General features: G+C 26.3%; 22 protein-coding genes. 14 read left to right on the forward strand and 8 right to left on the reverse strand.

What is annotated here, in order from left to right; all coding sequences use genetic code 11:
* Positions 1-65: 65 nt before the first annotated feature.
* From B0175_RS03895 to asnB, 3 genes are all read left to right on the forward strand, one after another.
* Positions 66-1,661, forward strand: a complete 1,596-nt coding sequence (locus B0175_RS03895; protein WP_108527371.1) for an inorganic phosphate transporter — start codon at positions 66-68, stop codon at positions 1,659-1,661.
* A gap of 67 nt (positions 1,662-1,728) precedes the next feature.
* Complete coding sequence (locus B0175_RS03900) at positions 1,729-2,634, forward strand: AEC family transporter (protein WP_228156065.1); 906 nt, start codon at positions 1,729-1,731, stop codon at positions 2,632-2,634.
* Between the two features lie 6 nt (positions 2,635-2,640).
* Positions 2,641-4,428 (forward strand): asparagine synthase (glutamine-hydrolyzing), encoded by a 1,788-nt coding sequence (gene asnB, locus B0175_RS03905; RefSeq protein WP_108527373.1) that lies wholly within the window; start codon positions 2,641-2,643, stop codon positions 4,426-4,428.
* A 123-nt stretch (positions 4,429-4,551) separates the two neighbouring features.
* On the opposite strand, the gene B0175_RS03910 is transcribed toward asnB, so the two are convergent.
* The 8 genes from B0175_RS03910 to rsmA all read right to left on the reverse strand — a co-directional run bounded on the left by B0175_RS03910 (position 4,552) and on the right by rsmA (position 12,839).
* Positions 4,552-4,956: a hypothetical protein gene (locus tag B0175_RS03910; protein WP_108527374.1), complete on the reverse strand. Its 405-nt coding sequence runs from the start codon at positions 4,954-4,956 to the stop codon at positions 4,552-4,554.
* Positions 4,957-5,251: 295 nt separating this feature from the next.
* The gene (locus tag B0175_RS03915; RefSeq protein WP_108527375.1) at positions 5,252-6,652 is read right to left on the reverse strand and encodes a PhoH family protein; all 1,401 of its coding nucleotides are present in this window, start codon (positions 6,650-6,652) and stop codon (positions 5,252-5,254) included.
* Positions 6,645-7,163 carry a protoporphyrinogen oxidase HemJ gene (gene hemJ / locus B0175_RS03920; RefSeq protein WP_108527376.1) on the reverse strand — a complete coding sequence of 173 codons (519 nt, stop codon included), beginning with the start codon at positions 7,161-7,163 and terminating at the stop codon, positions 6,645-6,647. Before hemJ ends, B0175_RS03915 begins: the two co-directional genes overlap by 8 nt.
* A 2-nt stretch (positions 7,164-7,165) precedes the next feature.
* Positions 7,166-8,350, reverse strand: a complete 1,185-nt coding sequence (locus B0175_RS03925) for a replication-associated recombination protein A (RefSeq protein ID WP_108527377.1) — start codon at positions 8,348-8,350, stop codon at positions 7,166-7,168.
* Entirely contained in the window at positions 8,334-9,161 is an 828-nt protein-coding gene (locus B0175_RS03930) for a pseudouridine synthase (protein WP_108527378.1), read from the reverse strand. The genes B0175_RS03925 and B0175_RS03930 overlap by 17 nt, the downstream gene beginning before the upstream one ends.
* On the reverse strand, positions 9,158-10,120 hold the full coding sequence (locus B0175_RS03935; RefSeq protein WP_108527379.1) for a KpsF/GutQ family sugar-phosphate isomerase: 963 nt from the start codon (positions 10,118-10,120) through the stop codon (positions 9,158-9,160). Before B0175_RS03935 ends, B0175_RS03930 begins: the two co-directional genes overlap by 4 nt.
* A gap of 12 nt (positions 10,121-10,132) precedes the next feature.
* Positions 10,133-12,058: a ribonuclease J gene (locus tag B0175_RS03940; protein ID WP_108527380.1), complete on the reverse strand. Its 1,926-nt coding sequence runs from the start codon at positions 12,056-12,058 to the stop codon at positions 10,133-10,135.
* Positions 12,042-12,839, reverse strand: coding sequence for a 16S rRNA (adenine(1518)-N(6)/adenine(1519)-N(6))-dimethyltransferase RsmA (rsmA, locus tag B0175_RS03945; RefSeq protein ID WP_108527381.1), 798 nt, complete (start codon positions 12,837-12,839; stop codon positions 12,042-12,044). Before rsmA ends, B0175_RS03940 begins: the two co-directional genes overlap by 17 nt.
* A 76-nt stretch (positions 12,840-12,915) precedes the next feature.
* Between rsmA and hisF the strand changes: the two genes are divergently transcribed.
* From hisF to B0175_RS04000, 11 genes are all read left to right on the forward strand, one after another.
* Positions 12,916-13,677: an imidazole glycerol phosphate synthase subunit HisF gene (hisF, locus tag B0175_RS03950; protein ID WP_108527382.1), complete on the forward strand. Its 762-nt coding sequence runs from the start codon at positions 12,916-12,918 to the stop codon at positions 13,675-13,677.
* A 1-nt stretch (position 13,678) separates the two neighbouring features.
* Positions 13,679-14,362, forward strand: a complete 684-nt coding sequence (locus B0175_RS03955; protein WP_108527383.1) for an SIMPL domain-containing protein — start codon at positions 13,679-13,681, stop codon at positions 14,360-14,362.
* On the forward strand, positions 14,359-14,895 hold the full coding sequence (locus B0175_RS03960) for a phosphorylase family protein (protein WP_108527384.1): 537 nt from the start codon (positions 14,359-14,361) through the stop codon (positions 14,893-14,895). Before B0175_RS03955 ends, B0175_RS03960 begins: the two co-directional genes overlap by 4 nt.
* Before the next feature lie 10 nt (positions 14,896-14,905).
* Complete coding sequence (gene rlmN, locus B0175_RS03965) at positions 14,906-15,988, forward strand: 23S rRNA (adenine(2503)-C(2))-methyltransferase RlmN (RefSeq protein ID WP_108527385.1); 1,083 nt, start codon at positions 14,906-14,908, stop codon at positions 15,986-15,988.
* Between the two features lie 88 nt (positions 15,989-16,076).
* Positions 16,077-17,486, forward strand: a complete 1,410-nt coding sequence (gltX, locus tag B0175_RS03970) for a glutamate--tRNA ligase (protein WP_108527386.1) — start codon at positions 16,077-16,079, stop codon at positions 17,484-17,486.
* Between the two features lie 53 nt (positions 17,487-17,539).
* Positions 17,540-17,806, forward strand: a complete 267-nt coding sequence (locus tag B0175_RS03975; RefSeq protein WP_034226812.1) for an RNA recognition motif domain-containing protein — start codon at positions 17,540-17,542, stop codon at positions 17,804-17,806.
* 102 nt (positions 17,807-17,908) lie between these two features.
* Complete coding sequence (locus tag B0175_RS03980; RefSeq protein ID WP_108527387.1) at positions 17,909-18,568, forward strand: response regulator transcription factor; 660 nt, start codon at positions 17,909-17,911, stop codon at positions 18,566-18,568.
* Positions 18,543-19,694 (forward strand): sensor histidine kinase, encoded by a 1,152-nt coding sequence (locus B0175_RS03985; protein ID WP_146175179.1) that lies wholly within the window; start codon positions 18,543-18,545, stop codon positions 19,692-19,694. The genes B0175_RS03980 and B0175_RS03985 overlap by 26 nt, the downstream gene beginning before the upstream one ends.
* Before the next feature lie 63 nt (positions 19,695-19,757).
* The gene (locus B0175_RS03990; RefSeq protein ID WP_108527388.1) at positions 19,758-20,141 is read left to right on the forward strand and encodes a FixH family protein; all 384 of its coding nucleotides are present in this window, start codon (positions 19,758-19,760) and stop codon (positions 20,139-20,141) included.
* Complete coding sequence (locus B0175_RS03995; RefSeq protein ID WP_108527389.1) at positions 20,141-21,328, forward strand: TolC family protein; 1,188 nt, start codon at positions 20,141-20,143, stop codon at positions 21,326-21,328. Before B0175_RS03990 ends, B0175_RS03995 begins: the two co-directional genes overlap by 1 nt.
* Entirely contained in the window at positions 21,325-22,329 is a 1,005-nt protein-coding gene (locus B0175_RS04000) for an efflux RND transporter periplasmic adaptor subunit (protein ID WP_108527390.1), read from the forward strand. Before B0175_RS03995 ends, B0175_RS04000 begins: the two co-directional genes overlap by 4 nt.
* The last annotated feature ends 1 nt before the right edge of the window (position 22,330 follow it).

Here is a 22,330-nt window from a genome sequence, read left to right on the forward strand (position 1 = left end):
AATAAGACTAAATGAACTATAATAGAACATAGTTTGATTACAAAATAACTACAAAAGGGACTCTAATGGATATTAAAACACTCAATACGTTGGATAAAGCGACCCAGGATACGATGCCAAGTTTTGCAAAGTTTAGTTTATCTTTACTTTTTATCTTGATGGTATTTTTATGGACTTACACTTCTCATGGTACAATTCCTGATAATGCATTTTTAATTGTAGGTGCTGTTTTTGGTGCGTATATGGCTATTAATATTGGAGCAAATGATGTTGCAAACAATGTGGGACCTGCTGTTGGTGCTAGAGCTTTAACTCTTACAGGTGCTGTTATAGTTGCTGCAATTTTTGAAGCTGCAGGAGCTATAATTGCTGGAGGTGATGTTGTTAATACAATTAAAAGTGGAATAATAGATCCTACTTTAATCACTGATCCTCATGCATTTATTTGGGCCATGACAGCTGGTCTTTTGGCAGGTGCAGTTTGGCTAAATTTTGCTACTTCAATAGGAGCTCCTGTTTCTACAACTCATGCAATTGTTGGTGGGGTAATGGGTGCAGGAATTGCTGGAGTTGGTTTTTCTATCGTTAATTGGAGTAGCATGGGAAGTATTGTTGCTTCTTGGGTAATTTCACCTTTATTTGGTGGAATTATTGCTGCAGGATTTTTATTTTTTATTAAAACAAAAATTATCTTTTGTGAAGACAAAATTGCTGCTGCAAACAAATTTGTGCCAATTTTAATTGCAGTTATGACATGGGCATTTTCAACTTATTTAATATTAAAAGGTTTAAGACAAGTTATTAATATTGGTTTTATACCTGCTTCTCTTTTTAGTTTAGTTTTTGCAGTAATCGTATATTTTGTAGTAAAACCTACAATTTTTTCTAAATCAAAAGATTTAAAAAATGATAGAACAAGTGTAAATAGCTTATTTACAATACCATTAATTTTTGGTGCTGCTCTTTTATCATTTGCCCATGGTGCAAATGATGTTTCAAATGCAATTGGACCACTTGCTGCTATTAATGATGCAGTTTTAACTTTAGGGGAAGGTGTTTTACCTCATGAAAAAGTTGGTATTCCTTTATGGATTATGGCTGTTGGTGCAAGTGGAATTGTAATAGGACTTATTTTGTATGGACCAAGACTTATAAGAACAGTTGGTTCTGAAATTACTGAACTTGATCAAGTAAGAGCTTTTTCTATTGCAATGGCTACTGCAATTACAGTTATCGTTGCAAGCCAATTAGGTTTACCAGTTTCTTCTACTCACATTGCAATTGGTGGAGTTTTTGGTGTTGGATTTTTAAGAGAAATTATGGATTCAAGTGAAAAGAAATATATTCAAGATGCTAGAGAAAAATTTAAAAAACATAAGAAAAAACTTGAAAATATGCAAATTGAATTAAGAAAACTTGAGTTGGTTAAAGATAAATCAAAATCAGATTATATTAAAATTGTTGATCTATTTAAAAAAATAGATGAAGTTGAAGCTGTAGTTGATCAAGAGAAAAAAGATTTTAAAGAAGCAAAAGGTGTAAAATACGTAAAAAGAGACGCAGTTAAAAAAATAATTGCAGCTTGGGTTATCACTGTTCCTGCTTCTGCTCTTCTTGCTGCTGGTATTTTTTATATGATTAAAGGTATCGTTATTGTGTAAGTAGAAAAATCTACTTACATAACCTATTTGACTTCTAATTTTATATTAGGAATTTATTATCGAAGCTATATTTTCTGTTTTACCTATTTATTTTTTTATTTTTTTAGGTTTTATCGCAAAAAAAAGATTTACAACTCAAATTGATGATAAAACATTAGTTTTATTGTCTTTATATTTTTTTCAACCAATTTTAATTGTTTGGGGATTGACAAAAACTCCTATAAATTATGAGTTTGTTATGTCTCCAATTTTCTATGTTGTTGTAGTTTTTATTACTTTATCTTTTTTAATATTTTTTAGCAAAATTTTATTTACTTCAAGAACAGATGAATCAATTTATTTAGGTACTGCACTTATTGGAAATACAGGAAATCTTGGAATTCCTCTTGGAATTGCACTTTTTGGTGTAGAATCTGTTCCTTATACAAGTATAATAAATATCGCAAATGTATTTTTTATGTATACAATTTCAGTATATTTTTTTGCAAGAGAACAATTCTCTTTAAAACAAGCAATTATTTCAATATTTAAAATACCTGCTATTTGGTTTGCCGCTTTTGCTTTATTTTTAAACTATTATCAAATACCAATAAATGAACATATTACAACTGCTTTAGATATGGGAGCATACACTTCTTTAACTATTCAACTTTTTATATTTGGTGTTTATCTTTATAATGTAAAAATTAAAACAATTCCTTGGAAATTATCTTTACATATAAGTTTTGCTAAACATATTTTATTACCAGTAATTGGTATTTTTGTAATTGTATTGTTTAGTGATTTTAACTCATTTGTTGCTTCAATTTTAATAATGGAATTGATGATGCCATTAGCTGTAAACAATGTAAATTTTGCAGTTTTATATAATTGTAAACCTTTTGATGTTGCTGCAACTATTTTAATATCTTCAATTGTATTTGTTTTATTTTTGTATTTCTATATTGAAATTATAAATTATTTTATAAAGTAGGTTTTTATGTGTGGAATTATTGGAGCAAATTTTATATCAGATAAATTTGATAAATCATTAGAATTTTTACATCATAGAGGTCCTGATTTTCAAAATTCAATTAAGATAGAAAATAAACAATTTGGACATACAAGACTTGCAATAATTGATTTAGATGAAGAAGCAAATCAACCAATGATATTTGATGATGTTTTGCTTGTATTTAATGGAGAGATTTACAATTATAAAGAATTGATTCACGTGGAACATTTAGAGTGTAAAACAAAAAGTGATAGTGAAGTATTAATCAGACTTTATCAAAAGTATGGATTTGATTTTTTAAATAAATTAAATGGAATGTTTTCTTTTTGTATTTATGATATGAAAAAAGATTTATATTTTTGTGCAAGAGATAGATATGGTAAAAAACCATTTTTTTACTATTTTAAAGATAATAAGTTTATATTTTCATCAAGTGTAAAATCAATTTTAAATTTACTTGATTATAAACCAAATCTAAATAAAGTTGCTCTTTCTAAATATATGCAATATTTTGTATCTTTTGGTGAAGATTCTTTCTATCAAGACATTTTTAAACTTGAAGCTTCTACATATATGATTTATGAGCCAAATAAAGCCCACGAGCTTCAAAAGAAGAAATATTATAAGATAAACACCTATAAAGCTATAAAAGATGAAAAACAAGCTTTAAATGATATTGAGGAGCTTTTATTTAAAAGTGTTGAGTATAGATTAAATAGTGATGTTGAAGTTGCTTCACTTTTGAGTGGTGGAATTGATAGTTCATTGATATCTGCACTTTATACAAAAATTTCTGGAAAAAAAATAAATACCTTTAGTATTGGTTATGATGAATATAAAAATTATTGTGAGTTAGATTATGCACAAATTACAGCAAGTCATATAAACTCAAATCATCATCCAGTAGAAATAAATCAAAAAGAGTATATCAATTATTTTGAGCAAACACTTGATATGTTAGAAGAGCCTCATGGAGATAGTGCAGCAATTCCTTTAAATATCTTAACAAAACAGATACATAAAGCTGGAATAAAAACTGTATTGTCAGGTGAAGGAAGTGATGAAATATTTTTAGGTTATGATAATTATGCAAAGTTTTTAAAATATTATGAGTTTGAAAAGAGTTTATCAAATGAACAAAATCTTTTTTTAAATGATATTATTGGAGCCTTACAAAATAATACAAAAGAGAGTGAATATTTAAGAAGAATTGTAAAAAAACAAAATCTATATAACTCTTTTGGAGAAATTTATACAGATATTCAAAGAAAGAGATTATTTAAGAAAGTTCCTTCATATAAAAGTGAAACAGCAAAACAAGATCCAGTTGATTGGATGAGTTATATTGATTTAAAAATATGGCTAGGTGAATCTCTTTTATCAAAAGTTGATAGAATATCTATGGGAAACTCTTTAGAAGTTAGAACGCCTTTTCTTGACGTTAATTTAGTAAATTATATGTTTAGTGTTGAATCAGAGATAAAAGTTGGTGATACAAATAAATATTTACTCAAAAAAATAGCTTCAAAATACATCCCTGAAACGATAATAAATCGAACAAAAAAAGGATTCAATTCACCTTTTAATGAGTGGTTAAATAAAGAGTATAAAAATAAGATTCTTGAAGTAATAGTTGAAGTAAATAATCAAACAAATTTATTTAATCATGAATATATTTTGCATATTTATGAGCTTTCAAAATCAAATAAATTTAAACAACATCTTTATTCTCTTTTTGTTTTTTCTTTATGGTATAAGAAAGAATATTTGTAGGATTTTTATCTAGTTGTCTTTATTTTCTTTATGTTTCACGTGGAACATTTTTCTTTAATACCCTATTTTATGAATTCTCTTTAAATATATAAGGTAAATAAAGACTTTATATATTTAATATAATTAGTCTTTATCCCAGAACTCTTTTAGAGTTTCATCTTTATCTTTTTTTAGTTCACTATTATCAGTAAAGAATTCTAAATCATCAATTTTATTTAATGCAGCTTGAAAATCTTCATCTTCAATATTTTCTTTTTTAGATATATTTTTATCACTTTTTACCGTTTCATTTTTCTCAGATTCAATAGAAGGAATTTCAACTATATCTTTGCCTTTTAATTTAAGATAGTCAGTCATAATCTTTTCATACTCTTCAAAATCTAGAAGAATAGTATTTGGTTTCCCATCTCTTAATATGATTGCTTTTTCTATCTCTTTTCTATTTAATTTATCAAAGATGTTTTTACTTTTTCTTACAAGTTCAGTTGATGAAAACATCTCTTTTGATGTATATTGTAATAGCGACATTTTAATCCTTTACATATTTTAATATGTATTATAACACAATTTAGGAAAATCATATTTATCAAAATAGATAAATATTAATAAATTTTAGATTCACTTATATAGCTAATATATAAATTTATTGGGATTTAATATGTAATAAATACTTAATATTAATTTGATAGCGATTAACAAGTTTCAAAATAATAGTTTTAAATTATTGAGTTTTTATAAGTTTATTAATAGAGAATAAATTTGTTTTTTAGTTTGATTTTAAATAAGTTAAATAATTAACTACATGAAAAGATTCTGTAGTTAATTATTTTGAGAAGATTTGTTCAGCCCACTCAGTAATAGGACCTCTTAAAACTTTTTCTAATTTTATTGCGAAGATATTTACAAGGTTATCTTCGTTTTTAGTTGATTTTAAAAGTGTAGTTAAAGCATTTGTGTATTTATTTACATAGAAATTATCTATTTGTTTATTTGAACCAAGAACTACAACTTTACAACTGCTATCTATTCTTGATAGAACCATTTGCATAGTTTTATTTGACATATTCTGAGCTTCATCAATAATGATAAATGAGTTTGATAGAGTTCTTCCTCTCATTTCTCCTACCCACATAGTTTCTATTCCATAGTTTGATATCATCTGCTCTATTCTAGCAGTAACTTCACTATCATCAAGTTGTTGAAAAACTACATCGGGAGCTTTTTTATTTCTTTTTCTTTTATGTTCAGTTCTTATAATGTAATCTAAACTATCCATCAAAGGATGATTATAGATTTTAAATTTTTCTTCAAGTCCAGGTAAATAACCAACATCTTCACCTTTATCAAGTGATTCAATAGAGTTTCTAATATATATAATCTTTTGAAAAAACTTTTGCCTTACTAGTTTTAGAGCACCACTTAATGCAAGCAAAGTTTTTCCACTTCCAGCTTTTGCTTCTATAATCAAAACATTGTAAAAATGATTTATTATAGCATCACTAAAAAAAAGTTGTTCTTTATTTAAAGGCGTTATAACTTGATCTCTAATTTCTACTTCATCAAGTAATTTTATTTTTTTATTTTGGATATTTGCTAAAAGTACTTGATCAGAATGTCTTACTTTAAAACAATATGAAAAGTTATAAGGTTTATACTCTTTGTCAAATTTTATTATCTCTTCATTATCAAGATATTCTAAATCTTCAAAATCTATATCTATATATTTAATAAAATCTAAATCAAAAATATCTTTATCTTTACCTAATAGAGAATTAGTTTTTATATCTAGAGAAATGGCTCTTGTTCTAGCCATAATATCAAGAGAGATAAATTCAACTTTATGTTTATAATAAGTATTTGCAAAAGTTGAAATCTCAAGTATTTTTCTATCATTTATGATATTTAATGATACATTCTTACTATTAATTTCATATTCATCTTTTGAGATTATATCAATAACAGTATCTTTATTATTTATTTTTAATCTTATGATTTTATATAAATCTTTTTTTGTAGAACTGATGATATTAGAATCTTCAAGTATTCTTGCAAACTCTCTTGCTTGAAAATTTATCTCATCAAAACCACTTTTTTTTGTATCTATTTCATCAAGTACAGTTTCTGCTAAGATAATTAAATTTTTTCCATCTTGAGATAATTTATAAATATTTGTAGCATCTTCAAGTAAGATATTTGTATCTAGAACATAGTATTTATCAAACATCAGCTTTTACCTTTTTAGGTTTTAATATTTTGTATGAAATAAATGTAAACAATAAAATTATTAATAGAGTAAAAATAATAGAAAAGCTTTTTGTGATAACATAAGTAACTATTAAAATAGCTAACATTGTTGGCATTTCATTGTACATTCTAAAAAACTTTCCATCTTTTGTACAGCAATCATCTGCTAATTGTTTTCTATATTTTGCTAAAGACAAAGAGTAAATAATAAGTAAAATAATAGCAGTTATTTTTGCATACATCCAACCAAATTGGAATAAAGAAGGATTTATTGCTAACATTGAGATACCTGAAATAATTGTTACTAACATCGCAGGGTGACCTATGTAATAATAGATTTTGTATTCTTGAATTTTCACTACTTCTACAAACTCTTTTTTATCAATATTTTCTATATGATAAACAAAAAGTCTTGGAAGATAAAATAACATTGCCATCCAAGATAAAACAGCAATAATATGTAAGCTTAACATCCAAGTGTAATATTCCATTTTTAATCCTTGTTTTTTATTTTTTCTATCCAATCATTTAGAGTTTTTTCAAAACCAATATTTGAACTTTGATAAAGATTTAAATCTTCTTTCAAATATTCTTGTTCAACATATCCACCAAAATCATGAGGATATAAATAGCCTATATGCTGCGAATCTAAATGTTTAGGTATATCTAGTATCTTACCATTTTTTATTTGTTCTAGAGCTTTATTTATAGCTTTATAAGCACTATTTGATTTTGGACTTGATGCGAGATAAATTGCACACTGTGAAAGCATAATTCTTGATTCTGGATAACCTATTTTATTACAGGCCATCATAGTATTTACTGCAAGGTTTAAAGCATTAGGATTTGCATTTCCTATATCTTCACTTGCAAATATTACAAGTCTTCTAGTTATGAAATCTACACTTTCTCCACCATTTATTAATCTTGCCATATAATAAAGTGCTGCATCAATATTTGAACCTCTTAGAGATTTTATCATTGCACTGGCTAAATCATAGTGAGTATCAGAAGATGAAACTCCATCCCCTATTACATTTTCTCTTAACTCTTTTAATAAATCAATATTAATATCTTTTGATACTTTATATGAAAAATTTAAAAGTGTTAACATTGCTCTTGCATCTCCAGAACTGGAAATTATCAAATACTCTTTTGCTTCATCACTTATATTTATATCAATATCTTTTAAAGCAATATAAAGAATTTTATTCATTTCATATTTTGTAAATGGTTTAAATTCATATAAAAAAGATCTTGAACGAATAGCATTTGTTAAAGTAAAAAATGGGTTTTCTGTACTAGCTCCAATGATAATTGCATCATAGTTTTCCATTATTGGAAGTAAAACTTCTTGTTGATTTTTTGATAATCTATGAACTTCATCTATAAAAATTAAAGGTTTAATTAACGCACCTTTATATTTATCAAATACTTTTCGTAAGTCTTCTACTTTAATAGATGTTGCATTAAAATAATAGTAATCTGTTCCTATCTCTTTTGCAATAATTTTTGCTAAAGTTGTTTTCCCAGTTCCAGGTTTACCATAAAAAAATAGATGTGGAATATCTTTTTGTTTGATTAATTTATATAAAGCTTTATCTTTTGAGATAATATGAGATTGACCAACAAAAGTTTCTAAACTTGTTGGTCTAAGTTTATTAGATAGATCTATCATCTTCGTTCATAAAAATTCTAAGATTTTTATATTCTTCTTTTGTTAGATATCTTGATTTACCTGTTGGAAGATTATTTAAAGATATTCCACCATATTCTAATCTTTTTAAATCTAAAACATCAAGATTAAAATGAGCAAAGAATCTTCTTAATTCTCTGTTTTTCCCTTCATTTATAACAACTTTAATTTTAGAGTGTTTTGTTCCATTTGTTTGAATATCATAAGCTAAAAAAGGAGCAAAGCTCATAGATTTGATTTTAGTACCTTTATAAGCTCCTGAAGTCGCATCTTCGATTGTAATACCACTTTGCATTGCTTGTTCAACTGCAGGCGTAATAATACCATTTAATTTGATTTTATACACCCTTTCTAAATCTGAGTGCATTAAAGCATTTACTATATCAACACTATCAGATAAAAGAAGTAATCCTTCACTAGAATAGTCAAGTCTACCAACACTTAAAAAGTGTTTATATTTATGTTCTAAACCATCATAGATTGTTTTTCTTCCTTGTGGATCTTTTTTTGAAACAATTTCACCTTTAGGTTTATTATAAACAATAACTGTATATAACTTGTTTTTTTCTTCTTTGATAAGTTTTTTACCAATTTCAATTTTATCAGTAGACTTTACTTTTGTGGCTAAATCTGTAACAACTTTATTGTTTACTCTAATTTTGCCCTCTTCTATTAGTTTATCTGCTTCTCTTCTTGAATAATTACTATTATGTGATAAGAATTTATTTAATCTAATTAATTCAAACTTTGGTTCTTCTACTTTTGTTGTAGATTTTTTTGTCTCTTTTTTCATTTTATACCAGCTTCTATTAGGTCATGGATATGTAATAAACCAATTAGTTTATTATTTTCATCTGTTACAATTAATAATTGTATTTTATAATTTTCAATGATTTGAAGTGCATCACTTGCAAGTAAATCTTTATTTTTTAAAGTTTTTGGATTTAGAGTAGCAATATCTTCAACATTACAATTGATAGAAAAGTTTTCATTCATAAGTGCTCTTCTTAAATCTCCATCACTTAAAACTCCATATACCGTTCTATTTTCATCAACTATAATTACATTTCCAACTCTTCCTTCACTCATAACGATAATTGCATCTTTAAGTTTTGTTTCACGTGAAACTGTAGGAAGGTTATCTTTTTTTAATAAATCATCAACTTTAACAAAAAGTTTTTTGCCAAGACTTCCACCTGGATGAAAAGATGCAAAATCCTCTTTTTTAAAATCTCTTTTTTTCATAAGGCAAACTGCAAGAGCATCTCCCATTGCCATAGTCAATGTTGTAGAAGAAGTTGGAGCAGTATCTAAAGGACATGCTTCTTTGTCAACAGCAATATTTATAAAAACATCTGCATATTTTGCTAAAGTTGAGTTTTCACTTTTTGCCATAGCAATCAAAGGAATATTAAGTCTTTTTAAGTGTGGCAAAATTTGGATTAATTCTTCACTCTCTCCACTGTATGAAATACCAAGGACAATATCATCTTTTCCAATCATTCCCAAATCGCCATGCATAGCTTCTGTTGGATGAAGAAAAAATGAACTAGTTCCTGTACTTGCTAGTGTTGCAGCAATCTTTGCTCCAACAAGACCAGATTTTCCAACACCAGTCACTATTAATTTACCTTTTGAATTTACAATTAAATCAATAGCTTTTTCTATATCAAAAGATATTTTATTTGCTGTTTTTTCTAACTCTTTTGCTTCAGTTAATAAAACATCTCTAACTATCTCTTTAAAATTCATGTATAGTCCTTATTATTGTACAAATATAGTAGGAACAATCATCGGATATTTTTTATATTTTCTAGTACAATGTTTTCTTACAACTTTTCTTAATTCATCTTCTAAAATTCTATTATTTTTTAGAATACCAGGTTTAACATTTTCTAAGAATATACCTAAAATATCTTCAATCTCTTTTACAAAATATTTATCTTGTTTATCAGAAACCAATCCAAATGACGAAACTTTTGGCTTCTGAGCTAATGTTCTATCATTTTCATTAATTTGAGCTACAATCATAACGATACCTTCTTTAGCCATAGTTTGTCTATCTAAAACTACATCATCAGAAATTCTATGATTTAATTGATTGTCTATATAAACTTTTCCAGATTTAACTGTTTTTACTTTTTTAAGATATTTTGGAGTAACTTCGATTTGTTCTCCATCACTCATAATATAAACGTTTCTTTCTAATACACCACAATCAACTCCAGTTTGACCATGTTTTAAAGCATGATTATATTCACCATGAACTGGTAAAAAGAATTTTGGTTTAACTAGTCTTAGCATAAGTTTTTGTTCTTCTTGTCCAGCATGTCCTGAAACGTGAATATCTGGGAAGTCTTGATAAGCAACTTTTGCACCAGCTTTTAATAAGTGATTTATAATTTCAGAAACACTTGCTTCATTTCCTGGAATTGCTTTAGATGAAAGTATAATTTGATCTTCTGGTTTAATTTTAATATGTCTATGTTCATGAATTGCCATTCTATATAAAGCACTCATTGATTCACCTTGACTACCTGTTGTTACAATTAAAACTTCTTTATCATTATATTTATTTACTTCGTGAGCTTCTATAAATTGATCTCTTGGGAATTTGATATAACCTAAATTCATAGCTATTTCTAAATTCTTTTCCATAGATCGTCCAATTACACAGATTTTTCTTCCATAAATTAGTGCTTTTTCAATAGCTTGTGCAACTCTGTGAATATTTGAAGAGAAAGTTGACATCACAACTCTACCTTTTGCACTAGAAAAGATTTTATCAAAAGTTGGTCCAACAGTTTTTTCTGTTCTTGTAAAACCAGGTGAATGAGAGTTTGTTGAATCAGAAGTTAAAACTAAAACACCCTCTTCTCCATAATGAGCAAGTCTATGTAAATCTGTAGGAAATCCATCTATTGGAGTATGATCTATTTTAAAATCGCCTGTGTGAATCATTGTTCCAGCTTCTGTTTTAATAGCAACTGCTGATGAATCAATAATTGAGTGAGTAATATGCATCCACTCTACTTCAAAATCATTTCCTATTTTTATTGGAGTTCTTTTTGAAATTGCTCTAAAATATCCTCTATGCTCTCTCATTTTATGTTCATCAAATTTTGAACCAATCATTTCAAGAGGTAATGAAGTTCCATAAACTGGGAATTGCATCTCTTTAAATAGATATGGCATTGCACCAATATGATCCTCATGTCCGTGTGTAATAATAACACCAACAATTTTATCTTTAATCTCTCTAATATAAGTAAAATCAGGGATTAAAATATCAACTCCATGCATTTCACCATCAGGAAAACTCATACCAACATCTACAATTAGTGCTTCATTTTCAGTTTCAACAACCATCATATTTCCACCAATTTCATCTAAACCACCAAGAGGAGTGATTTTTATTTTGGCACTTGTATTTAGATTTAATTTATAGTGAGGATTTAATCTATCTTTATGAATTTTTTCATTTATTAAATATGCTTTTTTAAGATCACTTACCCAACCTTCTCCACTTTTCTGATTATTATTAGGATTAGTTAAATTATCCTTTGGAGTTTTTGGTTTAGGTTTTCTTTTTTTAAAAGGAGGTTTTTTAGTAGTAGTTCCTTCTTCTACATTTGAACTATTTTCATTTTTTATTACAACTGTGAATTCTTCTTTATTTATTTCTTCCATTTTTTACCTTTGTATACATTTGGCTATACAAAGACGAACTTACTTCATGAGGTCTAACATTATCATTTATATTTAGCTCTTTATAGATTTCAGAAATGATATTTTTATCAAAAATAGTTGTAAGATTTTTAGACAATTTCTTCCTTGGCTGAATAAAACAGGCCTTTAAAAATTTATTAAAATCTTTATCAAAAATCTTTGATATATCTTTTTTGATATAAAGAATTGAAGAAGTAACTTTTGGAGGTGGGTCAAATGCTTCAGCAGGAACATCAAAAAGTATTTTAGAATTAATAGAAATTAACTCAGTTATTATACCTAAAGATGAATATTCCTTATCATTTGTTTTTGCAGTAAATTTTTCTGCTACCTCTTTTTGAACCATAACAATAATATGCTCACATAGTTCATCTTCAAATGCTCTTAAAATAATATTTGTTGCAATATAGTATGGTAAGTTTGATATTAAATCATATTTACCATTATGTAGGTTTTTTAGCTTATCCCAAGCCTCTAAAACATCAGTGTGGATCAGTTTTAGTTTACCTTCTTTAATTTCTATTGCAAATTTAGACTTTAAGATACCGATTAAATCAGTATCAACTTCATAAGCAGTTAAATCTTTGTACTTGACTAAATTTTTGGTCAAATCACCTAATCCAGGCCCAATTTCAACTATATGATTATTGTTGTTGGGCATCGATTGGATGATTTTATCCAAAATAGTCGAATCTTTTAAAAAGTTTTGTCCGTATTGTTTTTTTGCTTTAACTTTTTCCATAATTGCGACGAGTATATCTGTTTTTAACTTACAATTAGATAAGATAATTTTCAGTTGTTACCAAAGGATTTTTATTTTGAGTAGTTTTGCAAAAAGAATTATTCCATGTTTGGATGTAGATAATGGAAGAGTTGTTAAAGGTGTTAATTTTGTTGGACTTAGAGATGCAGGAGACCCTGTTGAAGTTGCTAAAAGATATAACTCAGAAGGTGCAGATGAGATAACTTTTTTAGATATTACTGCAAGCCATGAAAATAGAGGAACTATAGTTGATATTGTAAAAAAAGTTGCTCAAGAAGTATTTATTCCTTTAACTGTTGGAGGAGGAATAAGAAAACTTGAAGATATATACTCTTTACTAAATGTTGGTTGTGACAAAGTTTCAATTAACTCTTCAGCTGTTACAAATCCAAACTTAATAAATGAGAGTTCAAAAAGATTTGGTAGTCAATGTATAGTTGTTGCAATTGATGTAAAAAGAGTCGCTGATGGTTCTTACCACGTTTTTGTAAAAGGTGGAAGAGAAGATACTGGACTTGATGCGTTATCTTGGGCAAAAGAAGTATATGATAGAGGAGCAGGTGAAATCCTTTTAACTTCTATGGATACTGATGGAGCTAAAACAGGTTTTGAATTAAATATAACTAAGCAAGTTTCAAATTTAGTAGATATTCCAGTTATTGCAAGTGGTGGAGCTGGATCTATGGAACATATAAAAGAGGCTTTTGAAAATGGTGCAAGTGCTGCATTAGCTGCATCAATTTTCCACTTTAAAGAGATTGATATTATGGATTTAAAGAGATATTTAAGAGAAAATAATATACCAGTAAGGATTTAAAATGAAGAAATTAATTTTTAATATGATGTTATTACCAGTTTTAGGATTTTCTTATGAATTAGATTTTAATAAAAGTTTTTCAAAAATTGTTAATCCAGATTTATTAAGTACAAATGTAACAATTAGTGTTGAGAAAAAAGAAGAAAATAAAGTAAATAGTGAAATAGAAAAATTTAATAATTTTATAAAAGATACTAAAAGTGTAACTATAAAAAATGGAAATTATACTTTAAGCCCAAAATATGAATATAAAGATAATAAAACAGAGTTTAAAGGTTATGTTGGAGATTTAAGATATACAGCACAATCAAAAGATGCAAAAAATATAAATAAATTTATAAATGATTTACTTGTTTTAAAAGATCAAATAAAATCAGCAGATATAAAACTTGATATCTCAAATATTTCATGGGAAGTAAGTCAAAGTTTACAAAATAAAAATTCTGACGAATTAAGACTTGAGGCTATAAATTGGATAGAAGATTACTCAAATAGTTTATCTTCAAAATTATCAAAAAGATGTGAAGTAAAAAATATAAACATAGATGATAATGGTTCAAATATTGTATATGCAAGAAGTAGTAAAATGGCATTGTCATCATCTTTTGAAATGAGTGATGTTGTTCCCGTTAGTAGTGAACAAAATATTACTATAAATCCAAGATTTTTATTGGAGTGTAGATGATAATATCTGCAGGGAGAAATGAAACTTTTCCTTTTGCACAAACTATTGGCGTAGGATTAGTAGAGACTGCAATAAATCTTACAAGATTATGTTTGTTTGATAAACCAGAATATCTACTTTTTATTGGAAGTGCTGGAAGCTACGGTGAACACAAAATTTTTGATATAGTCGAATCAAAAAGAGCTTCAAACATAGAACTTGGATTTTTAACTGGGAGTGCTTATACTCCACTTGATAATGTACTTGAATCTGAAAACAAATTTGCAAGAAATGATACAATAGTAAATTCATCAAATTATATTTCAACAAATGAAAAACTTTGTAAAGAGTTTTTAGATTATGGTGTTGGAATTGAAAATATGGAATTTTTTTCAGTTTTAAGTGTAGCAAAAGAGTTTGAAATTCCAGTTGCTGGGATTTTTATAGTAACAAATTATACAAATGAAAATGCGCATGAAGATTTTATAAAAAATCATAAAGAAGCGATGGAAAAATTAACAAATTATTTAATAGAAAAAAATATTATAAAATAGAAAGAACAAAATGGCAAAAGAAGGTTTACCATCTATATATGATTACACATTAGATGAATTAAAAGAGATTTTAAAACCATCATTTAGAGCAAAGCAAGTTTATAATTGGCTTTATAAAAAATATGCAAGTTCTTATGATGATATGAAAAATTTACCAAAAGAGTTGGTAGAAAATTTAAAAGAAAACTATCCAATAGATATTATGCAAATTGTAAAAAAAGAACAAAGTAGAGATGGAAGTATTAAATATCTTTTTAAATTAAGAGATAATCATACTGTTGAAGCTGTACTTCTTTTAATGAAAGATAAAAAAATAGATGAAGATGGACAAATAGTAAGAAGTGAAAAATACACTGTTTGTATCTCTTCTCAAGTTGGCTGTAAAGTTGGCTGTAGTTTTTGTCTGACTGCAAAAGGTGGGTTTGTAAGAAATCTTACAGTTGGAGAATATATTGCACAAATTGTAAATATAAAAAGAGATAATGACATAGCTGAAAATAAAGCTTTAAATATCGTTTATATGGGAATGGGTGAACCGCTTGATAATTTTGATAACTTTACTAAAGCAGTTGAAATTTTCTCAGAACTTGATGGTTTGGCAATAAGTAGAAGAAGACAAACTGTTTCAACTTCAGGAATTGCAACAAAAATAAAAAAATTAGGTGAAAAAGATTTACAAATTCAACTTGCTATTTCACTTCATGCTGTTGATGATGAGTTAAGAAGTGAGTTAATCCCTATGAACAAAGCTTATAATATTGCTTCAATTATTGAAGCAGTTAAAGCTTTTCCTGTAGATACAAGAAAAAAAGTTATGTTTGAATACTTGGTTATAAAAGATAAAAATGACTCGATTGAAGCTGCAAAAAAACTAGTTAGTTTATTAAATGGAATTCAAGCAAAAGTAAATTTAATTTATTTTAATCCATATCCAGGAACTTCATATCAGCGCCCACAAGAAAAAGATATGCTAAAATTCAAAGATTTTTTAAACCAAAAAGGTGTAATTTGTACAATTAGAGAATCAAAAGGTCTTGATATAAGCGCAGCTTGTGGACAATTAAAAGAAAAGGAAGCAAATGGGAATTCTTGAAATATCGTTGCTAGTATTTATTGTAACAGTTGTAGTTGTTACAGGCATAGGTTTTTATATACAAAATAAAAAAGAGGAGAAATAATTAATGGCTATTACAAGATTTGCCCCAAGCCCTACAGGATACTTACATATTGGTGGATTAAGAACTTCATTATATAGTTATTTATGGGCTAGAAAAACAGGGGGAGAATTTAGATTAAGAATCGAAGATACGGATTTAGCTAGAAATAGTGAAGAAGCAATGAAAGCTATTATAGATGCTTTTGATTGGGTTGGACTTAATTATGATGGAGAAGTATTTTATCAATCAAAAAGAACAGATATTTATAAACAATATATTGATAAGTTATTGGAAAGTGGAAATGCTTATAAATGTTATATGAGTAAAGAAGAACTTGATACTTTAAGAGCAGCTCAAGAAGCAGCAAAACAAACACCAAGATATGATGGAACTTGGAGACCAGAACCTGGAAAAGAGTTACCACCAGTTCCCGTTGGAGTTGAACCTGTAATTAGAATAAAAGCTCCAACAACTGGAACTATCGAGTTTGATGATGGTGTAAAAGGACATATGAAATTCGATGCTAATCAAGTTGATGATTATGTAATTGCAAGATCAAATGGGATGCCTACATACAACTTTGTTGTTGCTATTGATGATGCTTTAATGGGAATGACAGATGTAATTAGAGGTGATGACCACTTATCTAATACGCCAAAACAAATAGTTGTTTATAATGCCTTAGGTTTTAAAGTTCCAAAATTTTACCATGTACCAATGATAAATAATCCAGAAGGTAAAAAACTATCAAAAAGAGATGGTGCTATGGATGTTATGGATTATAAAAGACTTGGATATTTACCTGAAGCTTTATTAAACTTTTTAGTAAGACTTGGTTGGTCAAATGGTGATCAAGAGATTTTTTCTATGAAAGAGATGTTAGAACTATTTGATCCATCAAATATAAATAAATCAGCATCTTCTTATAATGGAGAAAAACTTTTATGGCTAAATAGTGAATATATAAAAGCTGTATCAAATGAAAGATTAATTGAAGAATTGAAGTTTTTTGATTTAGATTTATCAAATTATCCTAAGAAAAATGAAATTTTAGATTTAGCAAAACAAAGAGCTCAAACTTTAGTTGAATTAAAAAAATCAATAACAGATATTATCGATATTCCAACTTCTTATGAAGAATCTGGAGTTAAAAAGTTTATAAAAGAAGATACAAAAGAACTTTTAGAAAAATATTTATTATTATTAGAATCAAATAAAAATTCTTTAGATAGTGTTGAAAAAATAGAAGAATTTACAAAACCTTTTATAAATGAAAATGGTTTAAAATTCCCACAATTGTTCCAACCTATAAGAATTGCATTAACTGGAGGAACACAAGCTCCATCTGTTTATGACATCATTTTTATACTTGGATTTGATGAAGTTTCTACAAGAATAAATGAGGCTTTGAAAAGAAATTTTCAAAATACTTGATTATTTGAAAATAATCAGGCATAATGTCCAAACTTTTAAAAAGGACAATAGAAATGAACATTTACGTAGGAAATTTATCATACAGAATGAATGATAAAGAGTTAGAAACTGTTTTCGCTAAATTTGGTGAAGTAAAAAGTGCAAAAGTTATCATGGATAAAGAGACAGGAAGATCAAAAGGTTTTGCTTTCGTTGAAATGGCAGATGCAAAAGCTGGTAAAGATGCTATCGAAGCTTTAAATGGTAATGATTGTGAAGGAAGAACGTTAAGAGTTAACGAAGCTAAACCTAGAGAAGAAAGACCAAGAAGACAATTCTAAGAAGTTTTTGTAGTGCTTTTGCACTACATACTTTAATACCCACACAATTTTTTAATACTAATCACAATTTTTTATAATACAATTTCAAATTAAGGAATTTGTATGAAGATTTTATTACTCGAAGATGATTTAATTTTAAATGAAATTATTGAAGAATATTTGATTTCACAAGAACATGAAGTTATTACTACTTTTAGTGGTAATGAAGCACAAGACTATTTATATTCGCAAATTTTTGATTTATTAATTTTAGACGTAAATGTTCCTTTTGTAAGTGGTTTTGAATTATTAAAAGAATTACGAACCAAAAATATTAAAACACCAACTATTTTTATAACTTCTTTGAATATGGTCGAAGATATGCAAAAAGGGTTTGATAGTGGTTGTGATGACTATTTAAAAAAACCTTTTGAATTAAAAGAGTTAGACTTACGAATAAATAATATAAAAAGACTTTTCAATATAACACCTAAAGAGTTAATAAATATATCAAAAGACACTTTTTTAGATATTCAAAATTTATTAATAATAAAAAATAATCAAAAAATTCATTTAGCAAAAAAAGAGTGTGAGGTTTTGCAATATTTGATAAATTCTTCAAAAACTGTAAGCATAGAAGAGTTAAGTTTAAATCTTTGGGCTTATGAAGATAATCCAAATGATTCTACTATTAGAACATATATAAAGAATTTACGAAAAATTTTAGGTGAAGAAAAGATAATAAATATAAGAGGAGTTGGTTATAGATTTAACAAAGAATGAAAAGATAACCTTTTTTAGGTTTTTATTTTTATATTTAGGTTCATCATTTATTTTGATGTTTATAGCTGCATTTTTTTATTATCAAAATGAAAAAATTTTATATATTGATTTAGTTAAATCAAACATGCAAAGTATCGTATCAAAAGCTTCAAATGAAGTTATAGTATCACATATGATGAATGAAAAATTTGATAAAGAAAAATACTTAAATTCGCATGAATATAAAATCTCTTTTTATGATAAAAATAAAAGTAAATTATTTGGGAATTTAGAAGAAAACATAGATTTAAATGAAAAGTTTATCTTTGATAATGAATCGATTATTTTAGTAGATAATTCAACTGTAGGGCATTTAGGTATTGAATATATTGCTTTGAAAGATACTAGTTTATTTGATAAGTTAGAAAGACTTAAAATATCAATAGTTATATTCTTTTTAGTATTTTATTTTATCATTTCTTTAATAGGAATTTATTTAGCAAAACTATTTTTAAAACCAATAAAAGATGAAAGAAATAAATTAAACAACTTTATAAAAGATACAACTCATGAATTAAATACACCGATAAGTGCAATAATGATGTCAAGTGAGAATGAAAATTTATCATCAAAACAAATCGAAAGAATACGATATAGTGCGAATAGATTATCTGAAATATACAAAGATTTAACATATATATTTTTAGAAAATATTGAAGTTAAAGTAGCTGAAGAATTGGAATTATCTAAAATAATAAAAGAACAAATAGATAGTTTTGAACCAATATTTTCAAGAAAGAAATTAAAAATAAAAATAGAACTAGAAGATACTTTATATAAGATGAATAAAGATGATTTTATAAGACTTTTTAACAACGTTTTTTCAAATGCAATAAAATACAACAAGATAAACGGTGATATAGAAGTCATCTTAAAAGATAAAAAACTAAGCATAAAAGATAGTGGAATAGGAATAGATAAAAATAAAATAAAAGATATATTTAAACGATATTATAGAGCAACAAATCAAAGTGGTGGTTTTGGATTGGGTCTAAATATCGTAAATATGATATGTCAAACTTACAAGATAAAAATCGAAGTTGAGTCTATTGAAAATCAAGGAACAACTTTTATTATATATTTTTAAACTCCACATAAACTACACAAAACTTTAGATAGATTTTCATATATCAAAAAATAAAGGATATTTATGAAAAATTTATTCAAAGTGTTTTTAGCACTATTTCTTACAGTTGGCTTTTTAAATGCACAAAGCTTAAATCAAAAAAATCAAGTTGATGGATATGATGTTGAAATTACAAGTACAAGAGATTTAAGTGCTGGTTCAAATGAGCTTTTTGCAAATATTACAAAAGATGGAAAAGCTGTAACAACTGCTAAAGTTAAAGTTAAATTCTTTATGCCAGAAATGCCAGGAATGCCATATATGGAACACGAAGGTGAAGGAAGTTTATCTGGTGATAAATATAAAATGACTATTAATTTTTGTATGAATGGAACTTGGCAATATCAACTAAAATTTAAAACAGATGATGGTGTTGTTCATACAGTTAAAAGTAGTGTAAATTTCTAATGTTAAAGATTTTATTTAGTTCATCTTTAGTTATCTCTTTATTGGGAGCTGTTTCTATTGATGAATTAGTAAATGATAGTTTTGAAAAAAATTATGACATTAAAAGCTTAGAAAAATCTATTGAAATTGCAAATCATCAAATAGCAATCGCAAAAAATTGGGAAAACCCAATGATCGCTTTTAAAACAAATGAAATTATGTTTGATAAACCTTTATCAAATCAAAAAGAGTATGGAGTAGAACTTTCTCAAGCTATTCCTATTGGAAAAAAACTTGATATTGAAGAAAATATTGCAAAAAATGATAGAAATATTCAAATATATAGTTTAGAAGATAAGAAGCTTGAGTTAGAATCAAAAATATATGAATACTCTTACAATATTTTGATTTTTGAAAAAAGATATGAATTACTCAATACTTACCAAAAAAATTTAAAGAAATTAGAAAATCTAAATACTTTATTACAAAAATATGAAAAAGCAACTTTAAATGAAGTAATAGATACTCAAATCTCATCTTTAGATTTAAAATTAGAACAAGAAAATCTAAAAAATAGTATTGATAATTTGTACTTAAATTTAGAACAAATCACATATAAAAAAGTTGATTCAATAACTCAAAATCTAGATATAAAAAGAGTTGATAAAGAAAAAGCAACTTCAAATCTTAGTTCTCATCCTCAAGTAAAAACTTTAGAAGAAAATAGTACAAAATATAGTCAGATGGCATCTTTAGAAGATGCTAAAAAGTTTTCTAGTGTGACTTTAAGTTTAGAATATATGCAAAATAAAGAGCAAGATTATGGAAATGTAACAGTTGCTATTCCTCTTCCTATTTATAAAACTGAAAATGTAAATAGAATAAAAGCAAAGTTAAATGCAAATGAAACAAATGATAAATTGGATAGTTTACTACACAATTTATCTTTAGAAACACAAATTTATGTAAATAATCTAAATCAAAATGTAAGAAACTATGAAGTAATCCAAAAAGAGATAATTCCTCTAAAACAAAAGATTCAAAAAAACATAGAAAACTATAATAGTTTTGAAAAATCAAATCCACAAGATAGTATAAAAAATCTAAATGAGTTAATAACTTATGAATTAAAAGCCTTAGATGAAGTTCAAAAATATTATGAAAACTACTCTAAACTACTCTATTACTCTAACAAAGGTATAAAATGATAAAAAATGTATTAATACTTATTTTACTTCTAGGAAGTTTTGTAAATGCCGAAATTTTAGATGCAAAACAGTTATTTAATAAAAAAATTGCAAAAGTAAAAAAAGAAGAGATACTTTTGAGTAAAAGTTTTTATGGAATTACAAAAATAGATGAAAGTTCAACTTTTGATATTGTAAGTAGATTTGATGGTTATATTACAAATTTAAATGCGAATAAAAGTTATATGACTATAAAAAAAGGTGAGCCTTTATATTCTATTTATTCTTCTGATATTTTATCTATTCAAAATGAACTTCAAATATCAAAAGAGTTAAATCAAAATATTTATCAAAGTACACTTTTAAAATTAGATAATTTAGATATTCCAAAAGAAAGCCAAGAAAAGATAAAAAATGGTAAATTAAATAACAATGGTTTAGTTGTAACTTCACCTACAAATGGAATATTGTTACAAAAGAATATAAACAATAAAAGTTCAGTTTCAAAAGGAACTACCCTACTTCAAATAGCATCTTTAGATAAAATTTGGTTTATTGCTTCTGTTTATCAAGAAGATTTAGCTTTTATAAAAAAAGATAAACAAGCTACAATTTATATTGATGGATTAAATACAAGTTTTAATACAAAAGTTGATTTCATTTATCCTATCTTTGATGATAAAAGTAAAACAGTTGATGTTAGATTTATTTTAGATAATAAAGAGTTAAATTTATTGCCTAGTATGTTTGGAAAAGTTGATATTATAGATAAACAAAAACAGCTTTTGACTTTACCTAAAACAGCAGTATTGAAAAAATCTGATAGTTTTTACGTATTTAAATATGTATCAAATGATGAATTTAAACCTGTTAAAATTGAAGCAAAAAGAATAAACTCAAATAAATATGAGATAATTAGTGGATTAAATGAAAATGATGAGGTTATAGATAATGCCTTATTTTTACTTGATTCAGATGCTTTGACAAACTCTTTGTATGAATCAGATAATGAAGATTGGTAAA

Origin of the sequence: Arcobacter lacus, from assembly GCF_003063295.1 — a bacterium.
In the GTDB taxonomy this organism is placed as follows: Bacteria; Campylobacterota; Campylobacteria; order Campylobacterales; family Arcobacteraceae; genus Aliarcobacter; species Aliarcobacter lacus.